13 protein-coding genes and 1 rRNA gene are annotated in these 18,089 nt (G+C 60.1%); 6 read left to right on the top strand and 8 right to left on the bottom strand.

Annotation, left to right across the window (positions count from 1 at the left end; genetic code table 11):
• Positions 1 to 1,439: ribosomal RNA gene (locus ACE039_RS17040) — 16S ribosomal RNA — on the bottom strand; the annotation flags it as partial.
• A 1,103-nt stretch (positions 1,440 to 2,542) separates the two neighbouring features.
• On the opposite strand from ACE039_RS17040, the gene rng reads away from it, so the two are divergent.
• Entirely contained in the window at positions 2,543 to 4,006 is a 1,464-nt protein-coding gene (gene rng / locus ACE039_RS17035; protein ID WP_485811879.1) for a ribonuclease G, read from the top strand.
• A 397-nt stretch (positions 4,007 to 4,403) separates the two neighbouring features.
• Here the strand turns inward: rng and ACE039_RS17030 are convergent, their stop codons facing one another.
• The 3 genes from ACE039_RS17030 to ACE039_RS17020 are packed head-to-tail and all read right to left on the bottom strand — an operon-like array spanning position 4,404 to position 7,616.
• On the bottom strand, positions 4,404 to 6,257 hold the full coding sequence (locus ACE039_RS17030; protein ID WP_485822889.1) for a hypothetical protein: 1,854 nt from the start codon (positions 6,255 to 6,257) through the stop codon (positions 4,404 to 4,406).
• Between the two features lie 31 nt (positions 6,258 to 6,288).
• Entirely contained in the window at positions 6,289 to 6,627 is a 339-nt protein-coding gene (locus ACE039_RS17025; protein WP_485811877.1) for a DMT family transporter, read from the bottom strand.
• Entirely contained in the window at positions 6,624 to 7,616 is a 993-nt protein-coding gene (locus ACE039_RS17020) for a glycosyltransferase family 2 protein (RefSeq protein WP_485822888.1), read from the bottom strand. The genes ACE039_RS17025 and ACE039_RS17020 overlap by 4 nt, the downstream gene beginning before the upstream one ends.
• 1,021 nt (positions 7,617 to 8,637) lie before the next feature.
• On the opposite strand from ACE039_RS17020, the gene ACE039_RS17015 reads away from it, so the two are divergent.
• Together ACE039_RS17015 and ACE039_RS17010 are read left to right on the top strand one after the other, a co-directional pair.
• On the top strand, positions 8,638 to 9,240 hold the full coding sequence (locus tag ACE039_RS17015) for a hypothetical protein (RefSeq protein WP_448709856.1): 603 nt from the start codon (positions 8,638 to 8,640) through the stop codon (positions 9,238 to 9,240).
• A gap of 173 nt (positions 9,241 to 9,413) precedes the next feature.
• Positions 9,414 to 10,115 (top strand): DUF3053 domain-containing protein, encoded by a 702-nt coding sequence (locus tag ACE039_RS17010; protein ID WP_310032325.1) that lies wholly within the window; start codon positions 9,414 to 9,416, stop codon positions 10,113 to 10,115.
• A 19-nt stretch (positions 10,116 to 10,134) separates the two neighbouring features.
• Here the strand turns inward: ACE039_RS17010 and ACE039_RS17005 are convergent, their stop codons facing one another.
• The 4 genes from ACE039_RS17005 to msbA all read right to left on the bottom strand — a co-directional run bounded on the left by ACE039_RS17005 (position 10,135) and on the right by msbA (position 15,940).
• Complete coding sequence (locus ACE039_RS17005) at positions 10,135 to 11,601, bottom strand: sensor domain-containing diguanylate cyclase (protein WP_485822887.1); 1,467 nt, start codon at positions 11,599 to 11,601, stop codon at positions 10,135 to 10,137.
• A gap of 273 nt (positions 11,602 to 11,874) precedes the next feature.
• The gene (locus ACE039_RS17000) at positions 11,875 to 12,105 is read right to left on the bottom strand and encodes a hypothetical protein (RefSeq protein WP_105558546.1); all 231 of its coding nucleotides are present in this window, start codon (positions 12,103 to 12,105) and stop codon (positions 11,875 to 11,877) included.
• A gap of 136 nt (positions 12,106 to 12,241) precedes the next feature.
• Positions 12,242 to 14,047: a monovalent cation:proton antiporter-2 (CPA2) family protein gene (locus ACE039_RS16995; RefSeq protein WP_485811874.1), complete on the bottom strand. Its 1,806-nt coding sequence runs from the start codon at positions 14,045 to 14,047 to the stop codon at positions 12,242 to 12,244.
• A gap of 117 nt (positions 14,048 to 14,164) precedes the next feature.
• Complete coding sequence (gene msbA / locus ACE039_RS16990) at positions 14,165 to 15,940, bottom strand: lipid A export permease/ATP-binding protein MsbA (protein ID WP_105558544.1); 1,776 nt, start codon at positions 15,938 to 15,940, stop codon at positions 14,165 to 14,167.
• A gap of 106 nt (positions 15,941 to 16,046) precedes the next feature.
• On the opposite strand from msbA, the gene ACE039_RS16985 reads away from it, so the two are divergent.
• The 3 genes from ACE039_RS16985 to ACE039_RS16975 are packed head-to-tail and all read left to right on the top strand — an operon-like array spanning position 16,047 to position 18,086.
• A complete protein-coding gene (locus ACE039_RS16985; protein WP_485822886.1) occupies positions 16,047 to 17,018 on the top strand; it encodes a glycosyltransferase family 9 protein in 972 nt (323 codons plus the stop codon).
• Positions 17,019 to 17,034: 16 nt separating this feature from the next.
• Positions 17,035 to 17,799, top strand: coding sequence for a YdcF family protein (locus ACE039_RS16980; protein ID WP_105558542.1), 765 nt, complete (start codon positions 17,035 to 17,037; stop codon positions 17,797 to 17,799).
• Positions 17,790 to 18,086, top strand: coding sequence for a YkgJ family cysteine cluster protein (locus ACE039_RS16975; protein ID WP_485822885.1), 297 nt, complete (start codon positions 17,790 to 17,792; stop codon positions 18,084 to 18,086). The genes ACE039_RS16980 and ACE039_RS16975 overlap by 10 nt, the downstream gene beginning before the upstream one ends.
• Positions 18,087 to 18,089 lie beyond the last annotated feature (3 nt).

Genomic DNA, 18,089 nt, shown 5'->3' with positions numbered 1-18,089 from the left:
CGGTTAGGCTAACTACTTCTGGTAAAACCCACTCCCATGGTGTGACGGGCGGTGTGTACAAGACCCGGGAACGTATTCACCGCGACATGCTGATCCGCGATTACTAGCGATTCCGACTTCACGCAGTCGAGTTGCAGACTGCGATCCGGACTACGATCGGGTTTCTGGGATTGGCTCCCCCTCGCGGGTTGGCGACCCTCTGTCCCGACCATTGTATGACGTGTGAAGCCCTACCCATAAGGGCCATGAGGACTTGACGTCATCCCCACCTTCCTCCGGTTTGTCACCGGCAGTCTCATTAGAGTGCCCTTTCGTAGCAACTAATGACAAGGGTTGCGCTCGTTGCGGGACTTAACCCAACATCTCACGACACGAGCTGACGACAGCCATGCAGCACCTGTGTTCCGGTTCTCTTGCGAGCACTTCCAAATCTCTTCGGAATTCCAGACATGTCAAGGGTAGGTAAGGTTTTTCGCGTTGCATCGAATTAATCCACATCATCCACCGCTTGTGCGGGTCCCCGTCAATTCCTTTGAGTTTTAATCTTGCGACCGTACTCCCCAGGCGGTCAACTTCACGCGTTAGCTGCGCTACTAAGGCCCGAAGGCCCCAACAGCTAGTTGACATCGTTTAGGGCGTGGACTACCAGGGTATCTAATCCTGTTTGCTCCCCACGCTTTCGTGCATGAGCGTCAGTGTTATCCCAGGAGGCTGCCTTCGCCATCGGTGTTCCTCCGCATATCTACGCATTTCACTGCTACACGCGGAATTCCACCTCCCTCTGACACACTCTAGCCCGGTAGTTAAAAATGCAGTTCCAAAGTTAAGCTCTGGGATTTCACATCTTTCTTTCCGAACCGCCTGCGCACGCTTTACGCCCAGTAATTCCGATTAACGCTTGCACCCTACGTATTACCGCGGCTGCTGGCACGTAGTTAGCCGGTGCTTATTCTGCAGGTACCGTCAGTTTCACGGGGTATTAGCCCATGACGTTTCTTTCCTGCCAAAAGTGCTTTACAACCCGAAGGCCTTCATCGCACACGCGGGATGGCTGGATCAGGGTTTCCCCCATTGTCCAAAATTCCCCACTGCTGCCTCCCGTAGGAGTCTGGGCCGTGTCTCAGTCCCAGTGTGGCTGGTCGTCCTCTCAAACCAGCTACGGATCGTCGCCTTGGTGAGCCGTTACCCCACCAACTAGCTAATCCGATATCGGCCGCTCTAATAGTGCAAGGTCTTGCGATCCCCTGCTTTCCCCCGTAGGGCGTATGCGGTATTAGCTACGCTTTCGCGTAGTTATCCCCCGCTACTAGGCACGTTCCGATACATTACTCACCCGTTCGCCACTCGCCACCAGACCGAAGTCCGTGCTGCCGTTCGACTTGCATGTGTAAGGCATCCCGCTAGCGTTCAATCTGAGCCAGGATCAAACTCTTCAGTTTAATCTCTGTATTTGTTTCGTATTCTTGGTCCGAATAAATCCGAACCAGGTCATACGTCGCTACTCAAAGGAAGTGAGGTATGTTCTTAAACTTGACGTCTAAGGTACTTCACTTCTAGTGAGCACTTGATTTCATTGTGCTTGTGAAGAAGCCAGGGTTTAACGCCTAACCTCATCACAGTGCATCGCATCAAGCGCCCACACTTATCGGTTGTTTAATTGTTAAAGAGCGATACTGCTAAATTCTTTACTGCTACCTTGCTGAACCCACCCGCTTCGCTCGGCTTTTGCCTTGCGTCGCTTGCTGTTTTCAGCAGCAGAGAGGCGAGATTATGAAGGAGTTTTTATCGCCTGTCAAGTCAGCCTTGTTCGCTTTCGCGCCCCGCTTTCTTGCCTGCGACCTCTTCAGGCCCACCCTCTCTTTAGCAGCTATCGAAATATCAGGGTTAACCCTAAGTTTTCGGCAACTGCCAAGCCTGAAACTATAACACAACTTTTGCAGATTATGCAACCGGCTTTTGCCTGACTTGCATCCTATCTTGCAACCCCGCCACTTTCGCGGCAGCCCTGAATCAGGGGTTGGTTACGACCTCAGGTGGCTAGCAACTAGATCCGGGTAAACCCTAAATCATCATCACCAGCCAAGCCCAAAACTATAGCACGATTTTTGCAGATTTCGCAACTGGCTTTTGCCTGATTTGCTGCAATCCTTGCAATAACCGCCTGGCGCTCATTTCTGAACCCATCGCGGCAGGTTTGGCTGAGTGTCCGTTGGGTTGCCCCGGATGCCCTGCTTTGCCTGTTGTGCTTGCTTGGCCCCGCCGTTCAAAAACTGTCTGAACTGCGAAGGAGCGAGACTATAGCACAACTTTTTGGGCTGTCATGCGCCGAAAGCCAGAAAGTTGCTGCGCCATGCATGGAGCAGGCATCGCCCCATCCCTCCGCACGCCTTCCCTATGCCTGGCTCTATATAGAAGGGCGGTTTTTCCGCTCCCTCTATATATAGTTGCCCTGCCCGGCTTGCCTACCCTTGGGGTACGTTTACTATTCGCCTGTACGCCGTACCTAATTGGAGACGAACACGCTATGCCCCCAGCCATCGCCCTGCGCGAAGATATCCTGATCAACGTCACCCCCTTTGAAACCCGCGTCGCGCTGGTGGAATTGGGGTCCGTACAGGAGCTGCACGTAGAACGCAGCATCCAGCGGGGCCATGTTGGCAATATTTACCTGGGGCGAGTGGTCAGAGTGCTGCCCGGCATGCAAAGCGCCTTTATTGATATCGGGCTGGAACGCGCCGCTTTCATCCATATCGCCGATCTGCGCGAGAACCGGGGGGAGCGTAGCCAGGGTTTGACGCCCACGCCCATCGAGAAGCTGCTATTCGAGGGACAGACCATCATGGTCCAGGTGGTCAAGGACCCCTTGGGCACCAAAGGCGCGAGGCTGTCGACCCAGATCAGCATGGCCGGGCGGATGCTGGTATACCTGCCGCATGATCCACACATCGGCATTTCGCAGAAGATCGATTCCGAGTCGGAGCGCATCCAGCTGCGCGAGCGTGTGCAGGCCCTGATGCCGGCCGAGGAAAAAGGCGGTTTCATCGTCCGCACCCAGGCAGAGGGCGCCAACGACGAGGAACTGACGGCCGACCTGGAGTATCTGCGCAAGCTGTGGACCAGCGTCCAGGCCGCGGCCCGCACCAAGCCCGCCCCCGCCCTGCTTCATCAGGACCTGACGCTGGCGCAACGCGTGCTGCGCGATATGGTGGGCCCGAGCACCGGCACTATTCTGGTGGATTCGCGCACGACCAGCGCGGCCATGCTGGAGTGGGCGCGCGTTTACACGCCATCGGTGGTGGACCGCATCCAGCACTACAGCGGCGAGCGCCCCCTGTTCGATACCGCCAACGTGGATGACGAGATCGCGCGAGCGCTGTCGCGCCGGGTGGACTTGAAATCCGGTGGCTACCTGATCATTGATCAGACCGAAGCGCTGACCACGGTGGACGTCAACACCGGCGGCTTCGTGGGCGGCCGCAATTTCGACGACACTATTTTCAAGACGAACCTGGAGGCCGCGCAAGCCATCGCCCGCCAGCTTCGGCTGCGCAACCTGGGCGGCATCGTCATTCTGGACTTCATTGACATGGAGGAACAGGAGCACCGCGATACCGTGCTGGCCGAGCTAAAGAAAGCCCTGTCGCGCGACCGCACCCGCATGACCGTCAATGGCTTCACACAATTGGGCCTGGTGGAGATGACACGCAAGCGCACGCGTGATTCACTGGCGCATCAGTTGTGCGAGCCCTGCCCCATGTGCGAATCGCGTGGCAACGTGCGCACGCCGCGCACCGTTTGCTATGAAATCCTGCGAGAAATCCTGCGCGAGGCGCGCCAGTTCAATCCCAAAGAGTTTCGCATCCTGGCCTCGCAAGACGTGGTGGACCTGTTCCTGGAAGAGGAAAGTCAGCACCTGGCGATGCTGGGCGACTTCGTGGGCAAGCGCGTGTCGCTGGAAGTGGAAAGCACGTATTCCCAGGAAAAGTACGACATCATTCTAGTGTGATGATCTGAGCTTCTCACGAGCTTATCCTCCTATCTCGCAAAATGCGGGTCCAGAAGGAATGGTGGACGCGGCCCGCAGAAAAAGTCGAGCCCGACGACGTGATCGACTTCTTCCGCAAGCTCAAGGTCACCTTCAAGACCAAGACGTCGGGGAAAGCCATTGCCAGCGCGGGGAGCCGACCAGTGCCATGACAAAAGCCGATGGTCTGGACAAGGCTGGCGCGCCAGCAGCGAAGTCAGCGCCATCCGAATCGCTTCCACAATGTCCGAGCGGTTCGTTGGCGTGGTCTCGTTCGCCGCCAAGGTGGACAAGGCAACAGCGAATATGTGCAGCCTCGGCTGCTATTGAAAAAGGGCGAGGTAACGCTCGCTGCCACCTACAGACCCAACATTTCCAGCTATTGGACCGGGGTCAAGACAAGCAGCGCATCCCTGTGGTCGACCCTGAAAACTCCAGATGCCCGCCCTCGGGCATCCAAGGGGAAGAGATCGGAATTGGATCTCCAGAATTGCTCGTCAGCGTTATATAGGACGACAAACGAGTAGCCCTCAAGCAGTTTTCGCAGATCTTCCCTGCACGTCCAAACGTCGTCCTTATTGTATTTCTCGCCCACGGACCAGCACCACCATTGGGTCTCCAACGGACTAACGCTGTAGCTGAACATGTACTTCTCGAAGCCAGTGGAATTCTGGTCGATGAAATAGACCTTTTCCCCCTTCGCAGCATGCTTCTTGACGCGCTCAGCCAAGGCATCAACCCGCTTGCGCTGCTCCAGAACCTTCTCGGTCTGGGGCGACGATACTGGCGGAACGAATAATTCAATCGGCAAGCACAGCAACCCCGCCAGTACGGGGAGGGCAAGAACCGGGCGCAGCCATTTGATCTTGAATGCGTCGACAGCCCCCGAATAGGCCCCAAATATGATCAGGGCCCAAGCAAGGAAGTAGGTTCCCGCATACCGTTCGAAGGATGCCAGCCGTATGCCTTCGTACTCCGAAAAAAACAGCAGATACGAAAGCAGGAGAAACGACAGGTAGCCCACCGCCCCTGCGGAAAGCAGCGCGAACGCCGCGACCCGAGGCAGGATCTCATTTCGCTGGCTAATCAGGATGCAGATCACACTGAGCATCATCAGCCAGAGCATCACACTCAGGGGAGACATCAGCAGCACGATCTTCCACGCGCCGGGGTAAAGCCCAAAGTTCTCTGATTGAAACCGCTGGATGAATTCGAGCGCCGTCCTTCCGATTCGGCCCAACAGGGGATTCTCGAACAGTGAGTTCAGCGTGGGTATGGGATAGGACACGCCAGCGCCTATCATCTTCGAATACCAGTGCCACGAGCCAAAAGCCAAAAGCGTTGCAAGACTGCCAGGAATCACCTGGGCAATGGCGCGCTTGAATCTTGCGGAAACACTGATTTCGGCGGTTTGAAGAATGGACGAGAAAAAGTGGGTAGCGATGACAAGCAGCGCCAATATCAGGCCGATCTGCTTTATCAGCACCAGCAGAGCAAGGCTGATCGCTACGAGGACAGCCCCTCTGATGCCCCTGGCCGTCGCCGCCAGAGCAATGCTTGCCGCGAACACGAGCGCCAGCAACGGGTCGACGAATATGTGCTTATAGTCGAAGCCAAAGAAGTAGGGGATTGCGCACGCCGAAAAAAAGGTCAGGACCTCGAGAACAGAAGCACGTGCATGAAAAGCGCCTATCACGCAGGCAAGCGCCGACAGCATGAATATGATCTGAGCCGACACGAGCCCGCTTTCGGACCATGGACCTAGGAACAGATAATAATATTGAAACAGCTGCTGAGCGGGTGGATACCCCTTGAAAATATCAACAATCGGCGAATCTTGCAAATACAGTGAATGGGTGGCGTGGATGACTTTCGCCCCCAGCCCCCAGAAAGAGAATTCATCCCACCCCGTGAGCTTGAAATCCACTGGCACGAAGGAGATGAAAAATACGAAGGGCAGAAGGTAAAGCAACTGGCAGAGCTTCCCCGCGCTCCACTCCAGCGGCACGGGCGCCGTGCGCCGCCTGAAGAGCCAAAGCAAGCTGTACACCAGCAGCCCCCCTCCCGCCAAAACAGACATGATCGCCCCGGCGCGCAACAGTCCGGCAAGGCCGGCGCAGTACAGCCACAGCACGGTCAACGCAACATGCAAGTAAATCGCAATGGACAGCTTGATGCGCAGGCGCAGCACAAAAAAGGTCAAGAAGCCCAACGAGGAAAGCAAGATCAACATATCGTCTTATCCGAGGCGCGTCCGTGCCGCCTTACGCCTTGGCTATAACAATGATTCCGGACACGACCAGGAACAGTCCGACAAAATATTGGGTCTGGAATTTCTCACCAAACAGGAAATAGCTACCTATGGGAACAAGCACAAAAGCCAGCGCCATCAAGGGATAGACTTTTCCGAGCTCCAGCCGTTGCAAGACATAAATCCACAAAATGGTCACGAATCCGTAAAGCCCCAGGGCAAAGGAAAGGACCATGAAAGTCTTGGGGTCGAACACCGAGCCGCTGTTCTTTAGAGTCGTCGCACCAAATTTGAATAGCAGTTGACCGATGGCGATCCCGATCACACAAGCGATTGCGAGTAAATACGTCATTTAAGTTTTGTTCTATGAAACGGCCTCGTCGGAACCGATGCGATATCGTAGCCAATGAATGAAAGAATGAATTGCACGCCAAGTATTATTGGCACCGCGGATATCATGACGGTACCCGCCGCAGTCGAGACGCCTGTCTGCGCCGACTCTATCCAATGGCCAGCGCCGAAAAAAGCACCGCACAACACCAGAAGTACTCCTAACGGCAATTCGATGGACGCCAAGGACATACCGCGCAGGTAATAGTTGTAGCAAAGGCGCTTGAAGAAATTCCGGACATGCTTGACCAGGAATTCGCCCATTATCTTGGTGATCTTCAGGTTGCTAACTTCATCGGCATACTTGGCCACCATCGGCACATCCACTACCACCGCGCCAAGCGTGTTGAGCCGAAACAGCATGTCGGTTTCAAAAAAATATCGATTGCTAATTTTCTCGAAAGGAAGATACTTGGCCACACTTGCATGGATGGCGGTGTAGCCATTGGTCGGATCGAACAGATTCCAATACCCCGACGAGAGCTTCGTCATGAATGACAGCGCGGCGTTGCCGAACAAGCGCCGCTTGGGCATCGTTCGAACACTTTCAAGATCGAAGAAACGGTTTCCCTTGGAATAATCGGCTTCCCCCGAGACAATGGGGGACACAAACGCCTGCAAGAGGGCCGGGTCCATTTGGCCGTCGCCGTCAATCTTGACAATGATGTCCATGCCGTCTTCAATTGCAGCCTTATAGCCGGCCATCATTGCGCCGCCGACGCCCTGATTCGTTTCGTTGCGCAGTACGACTACGCGGCTGTCGGAACAATGCTGTTCCACGAATTCCCCCGACCTATCGGGGCAACAGTCGTCGACGATGTAGATTCGATGGACTTCCTCACCTATGGCCGCAATAACATCCAGGATGTGCTTCGTTACCTTGTAAGACGGAATAACGACAGCGATCTTGACCAAAAAACTGCCCGATGCAGTATTGCCCATATTATCCATGACACCATGCAACTAACCCGCGATTGACGAACCAGGCCTGAGAAGGTCTGAATGAGCCCATATTTCAGCAAAACTCGTGCTACAACCCATTGATTTGATTTATTTTGATTTTTCCTGGATGGCGTTATTCAGACCTTTCCTTGAAAGTCAGGATTCACATTATTGAAATCTGTCTCCGCGTGAGATATTGGCCCTCTGCCCGCCCACTGTTGCAGCGCCTCACTGTGAAAACGCCGAATACAAATCAGGCCCGGCATATCGTCGGCGCTATCCAGGAAATTTGATAATTCCAGATGCATATTGTAACCTAGGACGGCGGCTTGCACGTAACCTCCGTTATCGCGTCGCGGTTCGGTGAGCAACCCTCATATGCGCGTCGGAATTGGGCCTTCGCCGAAGCTGCCGACATTGGATTGCTCCCGGCGGCGGGAACCAGCCTATCTGACGCTCTGCTCCTTGCCGAACGGGCCTCACTAAAGAGAGTCCGACCATGCGTACCGCCGTAAATGTCACAATTCCGCTCATTGCGCCCGCAGGCCCCAGCGGTGCGGGAACCCTCAGCACGACGGCGTATGCGGCGACAAGGCGCGCCTCGCCATCGACATAGGCCGCCTGACCCACGGAACACCTCTAGCGCGCCGCTCACCTTGGCCGGCATGCATCAACTGGTCGACAGCCTCATGGATTGCATACAGGCAACTGAACGCAACGGTCGCCTCGCTCCCGTCTATCGGACGTGCAATCGCTGCGAACTGGTCAAGGGGAAGATCGGGAACACCCGATCGGTGGGCATAACGGCCGCATCGGTCAATGCTATGCTGGCGCGCATGGTTCCGGCCGGCAACGACGACGAGGCCAGCACCCTGCCAATGGGTAGCTAAATGGGTAGCCAGGGGCAGAATCAACAACTAGAACGCCCCGCAAACCCGCATGAATAAAGGCCCTACCCTTTTACTCCCGGGCAATACGACATCATCCTGGTTTAGTTTTCCGTCCTGACGCGCCGCCTTTCCCTGAAGACATGGATCTGACGCTTGCCCGAGTTCTGCTGTTCGGCTTAAGCCTGGCTGGCATCCCCCTTCTGGTGTTCGCGATAAAGCTGATCCGTGGCGTGTTCACGGAGGAGATCGTCGCCGAGCTGCCTTATACGCAAAAAGAAGCCCCATTTTCGATTACCACGGCGGGCACCTACGCCATCTGGCAGAAGGCACCGTTGCTTGCCAGGACGCCCGTCGGCGAATTTCGCCCGGAAGTACGATCGAGCCCGTCGGGCCGTCCCTTGCGATTGCGTGCTTCCTGGATGCGGCCCAGCGTCAATAACGGAATGACGGGCCGGATGGAACTGTTCCGATTCTTCGCCCCCGCCGGGGATTACACGATCGCCTTTGGGGAAGGCGCGAGCGTGTCCAAGGTCGAGCTGGCGCTCTCCGCGCTTTTGCCGATCCGAAAGTCGGCGCTGCCGGCAGACTATTCGCTGCAAGTCACGAAGGCGCGGTCAGCTTTCGTTCTCTTGGCGGGGATATTCCTAATCCTTATCGCAGCCGGCTGCATTCTTGGCGGATTTGTTTTGGGGATATCGGCGCACCAGTTTGTCGGCCAGGCCGCCGCTGTCTTCACGCACTAGCAGGTCGCAACGTTCTTTTCAACCCAACCTGTATGGATTGTGTGACTTAACAATTCGATTGAAATGAAGTTTGAAACCGATGGCGGCAATAGAATGCAGCCGATAAGCTGCGGGCGCTTTGCGGGGTCTACCCTGCCTCGCGCCTTTTTCTTATGCTTTCGGAGGTCAATGCAATGAAGTCCCTATTCCGTCCGTTCCTGTTGCTGGTCGCGGCGTTGCCGCTGGTGCTGGCCGCCTGCGGCGACAAGGAGCCCGAGCAGCGCGCCGCGTTCACGCAGTACCTGCAAACCCGCATCGTCGATAAGCCCGGCGTGCGCGTGCCCGCATTGACGGATGAAGAAAAGAAGTCTTTTGGCGATTACGCGGCGCACTACGCCGTGATCACCGATTTCAATTCCGGCATGGATGCATCGGTCAAGCCGCTGTCCAGCATCATGCAGAAGGGCGCCGTGCGTTCGTTGAGCGATATCGTGGCGCGCCGCGACGACCTGAAGGGTGTGCAGACGTCGCTGAACGACATGGGCGAGGCATTGAAAGCGCAGAAATCGAAGGCGGATGCCGCACGCGCGCAGCTCAAGCAGCCCGATGACCTGAAAGCCGTGTACGACAAGGCCTATGACAAGACCGTGAGCCTGCCGGCCGATACGTTCCGCGATGTATTGCCCCAGCTGAACGCCACGTTCGACAGCAGCCTGAAGATCGCTGATTACGTCCAGGCCCACAAGGCGCAGATCGAGATTTCGGGCCCCGTGGTCAAGGTGCAGGATCCGGCAGTGCAAGCCGAGTTGAACCAACTGCTGCAAGACCTGAACGCCCAGGCTAAGAACCTGCAACAGGCGCAGACGCGGATGCAAGCGGTGATGCTGGGCCGCTGATCGCCCCCGGGTCGGGCTGCTACAGCGCGACCACCCGGTTTCGACCGGCTTTCTTGGCCTGGTAGACGGCAGCGTCGGCGGCTTCGACCAAGGCGGACGATTCATCGCCCGCCTTGGGGAGCACGGTAGCAACACCGATGCTGACCGTGACGACCCCGCCGTCGTTGTCCGGGTGCGGGACGCCTGATTCCAGCATGGCGCGCCGGATGGTTTCGGCAATGTCTATTGCGCGCTGACCGCTGGTATCAGGCAACAGCACCACGAATTCTTCGCCCCCGTAGCGCGCCGCCAGATCGCGCGGACGGCGGGCATTTTTTTTCAGTATCGCCGCCATCGTCTTCAGCAATTCGTCGCCTTCCTGATGGCCGTAGCGGTCGTTAAAGCGTTTGAACCGGTCCGCATCCAGGAACAGCAACGAGAGCGGATGACCGTCGCGCCGGGCGGCCTGCCACTCGCGAGCGAGCGCCTCGTCAAACGCACGCCGGTTGGAAATGCCGGTCAGGCCGTCCGTCTGCGCTTGCCTTTCAAGTTGCGCCTCGAAAGCGCGCCTTAAGCGCATCTCTCGCCGGAACAGCACGATCTGCGCGATGACCGACAGGAACAACGCCAGTGTGACGGGCACGACCAATGCGGCGCGCCTGGCCCAGGGCTCGAGGATATCGTCCACGGCCTGCGCCACGTTAATCACCAACGGCGTATCTTCTATTGGCTCGAACGTGTACAAGCGCTTGACGCCATCCGGCGACAACGTGCCAACGAATGCGCCCTCGCGACGGATCAGAAATTGCTGGAAGTCCTGCGGGAAATCGACTTCGCGGCCCATGTCCGACAGCGAGTAGGGATTGCGAACCAACACCACGCCGTCATTGCGGAAAACCGTGATGGCGTCGCGCTCGCCAATCGACAGCGTGGCGAAGCGGTCACGGAAGTACGCCAGCCGAAGCGACCCGACGACGACGCCCGCGAAACTGCCGTCGGAATGGGAAATCCGCCGGCTGATGGCGATACTCTCGTCTCCGCCGCGCAAGGGGCTCTGATACGGGCGGCTGACATACATGCCGACATCGTCGGCGTCACGGTGGACCAGGAAATAGTCCCAGTCGGAGAAATTCCGGTCTGCCTCGTCGATGTCCATCGAGGCGTAGCGCACGTTGCCATGTTCGTCCAGCACGCCGATGGCGCCCAGGTATTCCGCCGAGGACGATCGGTCGAACAGGAAACGGCGCAGCGCTTCGCCTTTGACGTGTTCGATCCCGGGTTCGCGCAGGCGTTCGACCACGCCTTGCAGCGACAAGTCGTAGAGGTGCAGCGTACGGCTGATGTCGGCGGCCAGCACGCTCGTGACGTTGTGCCCCGCGGTATAGGCGGCCTCCCACGTCAGGCGCCTGTCGATCCACAGCAACGCGACCGCGGCGGCACAGATGCCGATGGCGACCAGCCCGGCCAGTGCATACAGGATGCGATGCAAAAATCCACGGGATTTCAATGCGGCACTCCTTCGCAATGGCGGCCCGGACGCGGTGGCTGCCGCGCGGGCTTCATGTCCGGAGAGATAATGCCGGGCCCCCGCCCCCTGCGCAAGATCGCGACGGGCTCGGGGGGCACGATCAAGGAGGGCCCTCGGCTTTACTTGCGGGATTCGAGAATGCGCGGAGCGCGCGCCGCGGAACGGGTGCTTTACCGGCGAAATTCGCCGGTGATCGCCGGAAGGCGATGGCTTAGTCTTGAACTCCGGACGCTCTGCGCCCGGAGTCGCCCTTTACGACACCGCCGTGGCGGCGATGCGGAAGGGAAAGGCGCGGACGCCCCGTACCTTGTCGGTCTCGCGTTGCGCGTTGATCGCCCAGGCAGGCCCAGCCCCGCCAGAAGACGACATCAGCTGGCGCATCGCGCCGGCCGAAAACCCGCACTGCAAGGCCAAGGCCTGGCGCCGGGCAAGCTCAACACCCACAGCGTGCGGCGTCGCGAAACTACGATCCGATTGCAGCATGGCAGCCCCCTGGCAAATGCTCTTCGTCAGTGAAGAGTCAGTGCAAATGAGACTACCGCAGTCTTTTAGTTTTGCGCGTGAAATGATACGTAAAGTAATGCAAAGATGCGGAAATATAGCGTACGAAATAAGGCTGTCATGCCAATGGGTTAGCAGCCGCCTGGGCGGTTTCGCGGTCGGGCTTGTCATTTCTGCCATCCGCCGGGCCCACCATGTTCCCGTACAGCAGCGATCGGCCCGCAAACAGCCCGCCCGCCACTTCGAGGTCGAACCGCTCGGTGTCGCGCCTGCGGACATCTTCAACAACCTGTGATGCTTCGTCCGCCGGCACGCCGATGGCGCGCAAGGCGGCCTCGCCGAATACCAGCGCGGATTCCAGGGTTTCGCGCACCTGATAATCCACGCCTTCCTTGGCCAGCGCCAGGGAATGGATCCGGTCATATGCCCGCACGACCACCTGGACCAACGGGAATTCGGCCTTGATCAGCTTGACCATGTGATTCACGGCCTGGGGATTGTCGATGCAGATCAGGATCGCGCAAGCGTGTTCGGCACCGGCGGTGCGCAGCATGTCGATGCGGGTGCCGTCGCCGTAATAGACCTTGACCCCCCATTTGGCCGCTGCGCGGATTGCGTCGGTGTCGGTGTCAAGGATGGACACTGTCAGGTCGCGGGCCAGCATCGCCTGCGTGACGATCTGCCCGAAACGGCCAAAACCGACGATCAGGGCGCAGCCGTCCAAATCCTTGGCGACGTCCACGCCGTCCATGGAGGGCGTGGGTTTGGGTAGTAGCCAGCGTAGCGCCAGCACGCACAGCGGCGTCAAAGCCATCGAAATAATGACGACGGCCGTCAGCACGGCCCCCGTATGGGCATCGAAAATGCCGGCAGCAGCCGCCGCGCCATAGAGCACGAAGGCAAACTCGCCGCCTTGGGCGAGCAGCGCGGTGCGCGTCATGGCTTCAGCGTGGGACGCGCGTAGCAACCGCGCCACCACGTAGACACCCACCGATTTCACCAGCATGAACACCAGCACGGCCGCCAGGATCAGGGGCCATTCCCGGGCCACGGCGGACAGGTCGAGCGACATGCCAACGCCCAGGAAAAAAAGGCCCAGCAAGATCCCGCGGAACGGCTCGACCTCGGCCTCTAATTGGTGACGGAACGTGGACTCGGACAATAGGACACCCGCCAGGAAAGCCCCCATCGCCATCGAAAGGCCGCCCAGTTCCATCAGTAGCGCGGCCCCGAGCACGACGAGCAGGGCGGCCGCGGTCATGACTTCCCGGGCATGGGCAGCCGCCAGCAGCCGGAACAGCGGATTCAACAGCCAGCGGCCTGCGGCCAACAGGGCCAGGATGCACCCTATTGCGATGGCGGACTGCAGCCACGGATCGCTTTGCTCGGTGCCGCCCGCCGGGGCCAGCAAGGCGACCAGCGCCAGCAGGGGCACGATGGCCAGGTCTTCCAGCAGCAGGATGGAGACGATCCGTTGACCTTGCGCAGTGGCGCTGTCGCCGCGTTCGCCCAGGATCTGCATCACGATGGCGGTGGAGGACAGCACGAAACCCATCGCTGCCATGAAGGCGGCCGGGCCCGACAGGCCGGCCAACAGGCCGACGACCGTCAAGAGGCCGCCGCACGTCAGCACCTGGGCCACTCCCAGGCCAAAGATCTCGCCCCGCAGCTTCCATAGGCGCGAGGGCTGCATTTCCAGCCCGATGATGAACAGGAACATCACCACGCCCAGTTCAGCGACGTGCAGGATGGATTTGGGATCCGAAAAGAAGCCGATCCCGAAGGGACCGATGGCCAGGCCGGCGGCCAGGTATCCCAGCACGGAGCCCAGCCCCAGCCGCTTGAAGATCGGAACAGCGATGACGGCCGCGCCCAGCAAGACGACGACGTTGACGAGTTGATTGCCTTCGATGGGCAGAGCCATGTGGCGCTCCAGGTTATGCGGCGGGGGCCTGCCCCATTTTCCGGCAATCCGGGGGATTGGCAAGCTGGAGACAAAAAAACCGCCGCGATGGGCGGCGGTCGAAGGGGGGAAGTTCGGTCAGTCGTCGCGGAACTGCATCTTGTACAGCGAGGCGTACAGGCCATTGGCGGCCAGCAGTTCGGCGTGGGGGCCGTGTTCGACGATCTTGCCGGCATCCAGCACGATGATGCGGTCGGCGTTCTGGACGGTGGACAGGCGGTGCGCGATGACCAGCGTGGTGCGGCCCTTCATCAGGCGTTCCAGCGAGGCCTGGACCTGGCGTTCGGACTCGTTGTCGAGCGCCGAGGTGGCTTCGTCCAGGATCAGGATGGGCGCATTCTTGATCAGCGCCCGGGCAATCGCCAGGCGCTGGCGCTGGCCGCCCGACAGGCGGGCGGCATTTTCGCCGACCGGCGTGTTGATGCCCTGCGGAAGCCCTTCCACGAACTCGAGCAGGTTGGCGGCCGCCAGGGCGTCGCGCACCTTCTGTTCGCTGGAATTGCCCAACGCGCCATAGCCGACGTTGGCGGCGATGGTGTCGTCGAACAGCACGACGTCCTGGCTGACCAGCGACAGGTGCGATCGCAGGCTGCGCAAGGTCAGGTCGTTGATCGGTGTGTCGTCGACCAGGATGGTTCCGCCGTCGGCCAGCACGAAGCGCGGCAGCATGTTGACGAGCGTGGTCTTGCCGCTGCCTGATCGGCCCACCAGGGCCACGGTCTGACCGGGTTCCACGACGAAGGAAATGTCGTTGACCGTGTCGCGATCGGCATCGGGGAAACGGTGCTTGACGTTGCGGAACTCCACCTTGCCACGCACGGGTTCCGGCAGTTCCTTGGTGCCCGTGTCGTTTTCGGGCGTCTGGTCAATCAGCGCGAACACGCTTTCGGCCGACACCAGCATCTTCTGCATGCGCGCCGCGACGTTGGTCAGGCGCTTGATGGGGTCGAAAATCTGCGCCAACGCGGCCATGAAGGAAGCGAAGCTGCCCACGGTGAGCGCGCCGCTGTTGGCCTGGCTGAGCGCGACGGCGATGACCGCACCGACGGAAATCGAGATGCAGACCTGCGTCAGCGGCGTCAGCGCGGCATCCGCCGTGGCGGTGCGCATCGCGAAGCGGCGGAGACGGCGGCTGACGAAATCGAAACGGCCTCGCTCGACTTCATAGCCATCGAACAGCTTGATGACACGCTGGCCATCGATGCCTTCGCCTACCACGCGGGTCAGCTCGGCGTTCATGTTGACGGTGTCGCGGTTGATGCGGCGCAGGCGCTTGATGAAGAAGCGCGAAATCAGCACCGACACCGGCAGCATGATCAGGATGATCAGCGTCAATACCCACGACATGTAGAGCAGCACGCCAATCAGGGCCAGCACCACCAGCGTTTCGCGCACCAGCACCGTGATGACGTCGGTGGCGTATCCCGTGACGTTGCCGGCATCGATCGTGAAGCGATTGAGCAGCCGGCCGGTGTCGCCGCGCTTGAAATCGGAATCGGGCAGGCCAAGCAGGCGTTCGAACATGTCGCGGCGCATGCCCAGCAACACATTGTTGGCCACCCAGGCCAGCAGATAGTCACTGAAGAAGTTGCAGATCCCGCGCAACAGGATCAATCCCACGACCGCCAGCGGCAAGGCCCAGACATAATAGGGTTTGGCCCCAGAAAAGCCGCCATCCAGCAACGGCTTCATAATGACGGCCAGGACGGGTTGCGTGGCCGCCGCGCCCGCCATCAGCAGGACAGCCAGCAGCAAGCCCTTCCAGTAGGAACCCACGCGGCTGTAGATCCGGCTCCAGAGTTCAGACTTCACGGGGTTGGAATCCGCGGGTGCGTTGCGTGCGGCAGAATTCAAAGGGAACACTCGCTTTTATACAATTGTGCCCCGGATTGTACCGGCTACGCGCCGCCGCGCTGTAGCGCCCACCCTCATTTCAGCCCCATTTTCCCCTCGCCCGCCCATGTCCGAAATCAGTTGCTTGTACGTCCGGTTACCCAATTGGGTGGGCGATGTCTGCATGAGCCTGCCCAGCCTGCGCGCCCTCCAGGACAGCGGCCTGCCCCTGGTGATCTGCGCCCGCCCGTGGGCCCGCGACCTGCTGGATGGCGTGGCCAAGCAGGATTTCATCCCCATGCGGGGCAAGGTCGGCCCCGATCGGGCCGCCGTCAGCGCCCACCGGCGCAGCCTGGGCGCCCTGGGCCGGCGCGCCCGCGGACTGCTGCTGCCGGATTCGCTGTCCAGCGCGCTGGTCTTCCGGCTGGCGGGCCTGCCATCGGCCGGCTATCGGGACGACGGGCGCAGCTTCCTGCTGCGCTGGCCGATCGCCAAGCCCGATGAATCGCTGCACGCCGTTCAGTCGTGGCATTACCTGACCCGCGCGGCCCTGACCCGCTGGGGCCTGCCGTCCGGCCCTGCTCAGCCGGGTCCGACCCTGGATTTGCCCCTGACGCCCGCCCACCAGCAGGCCGCCAGCCAGGCGCTGGAGGCCGCCGGGCTGACCGCCGACCGATTCGTGCTGATCGCTCCCACGGCCACCGGCCTGCACAAGGGCAAGATCAAGGTCTGGCCGGGATTCGATACACTCACCCGCGCCTTGCAGGCACGCGGCCATACCGTGGTAATGTGCCCCCCTCCGGCCGAAACCGACGAGGCGCGGCGCAATGCACCGACGGCGCAGTTGCTGCCGCCGTTGTCGCTGGGCGCGTTTGCCGCGCTGACGGCCCGGGCGGCACTGGTGATTTGTAACGATTCCGGCGTCTCGCACGTTGCCGCGGCGGCTTCCGCCCGGGAACTCGCGCTGTTTGGCGTGACCCGTCCGGGACGGACCGGCCCGTGGTCGCCGCAGGCGGTCTGCGTCGGATCGGATCAAGCGTGGCCGTCCGTCGAAGAAGTTGAACAGCAGGCCGTCACCCTGTTGGGCAGGACGAAGTAATCAGGATAGTTTTGACATGACCTTTTCCAGCTACCTCACGAATCTGATCATTCCCTACAACCTGTGCGTGACCTTAGTCATCATCGGTCTCGCGTTAGGCTGGTTCCGGCTGCGCAAGACCGGCGGCGCCATCATCGCCACGGGTTTGCTGTGGGCGCTGGTTTGGTCGCTTCCGGTGACTTCGCTGTGGCTGGGCGGCGCACTGGAAAACCGCTACCCGCATCTTCCCCCGGCGGAATCACCAACGGCCGACGCGATCGTGGTGCTGGGCGGCAACACGGCCAATGGCCGGGCCAATTGGTTCTTGCCCTATGACAAGGACACCGCCATCGTGCGCATCGATACGGCGGCCCGCCTTTATCTGGCTGGCCGAGCCCCCAAGGTGCTGCTGTCGGGCGGCGCGTTGGAGGGTGATGTCAGCGAAGCCCGCGGGATGGCGCACGCGATCCGTCAACAGGGGGTGCCTGAAACCGCGCTGATCCTGGAAAACGCCAGCCGCACCACTTACGAAAATGCCGCCCTGACCGAAGATACGCTGAAGTCGCGTGGCATCGGCAAGGTGCTGCTGGTGACGTCGGCGCTGCACATGCCGCGCGCCATGGCGGCCTTTTCCAAGCAAGGCGTGGAAGCCATTGCCGCCCCCGCCCCGCCCCAGATCGTGGCACCCGCGGATGGCTCGCTGCCGTTGTGGCTGCCCGACCAGCGCACCTTTGACGCCAGCCGTTCCATCATCAAGGAATACGCCGGCCTGTTCGTGTATTGGCTGCGCGGATGGGTGTGAGCCAGGCCGCGCGGCCCGCGCCGGCGCTGGACTGCCGGGCGGGATGTGGCGCCTGTTGCATCGCGCCATCGATCACCCGGCCGATTCCGGGCATGCCTGACGGCAAACCGGCGGGCGTGCCCTGTATCCAGTTGCTGCCGGACATGCGTTGCGCCATCTTCGGCCAGCCCTCGCGGCCGGACTTCTGCGGCGGCCTGCAACCCCAGCACGACATGTGTGGCCCCGACCGCGAGCACGCGATCCGGTGGCTGGGGGACCTGGAACGAGCGACCGCCCCGGGCCACTGAACG

The organism is Achromobacter maghribensis, assembly GCF_057334215.1.
This window is presented reverse-complemented; position numbering and strand designations above follow the sequence as displayed.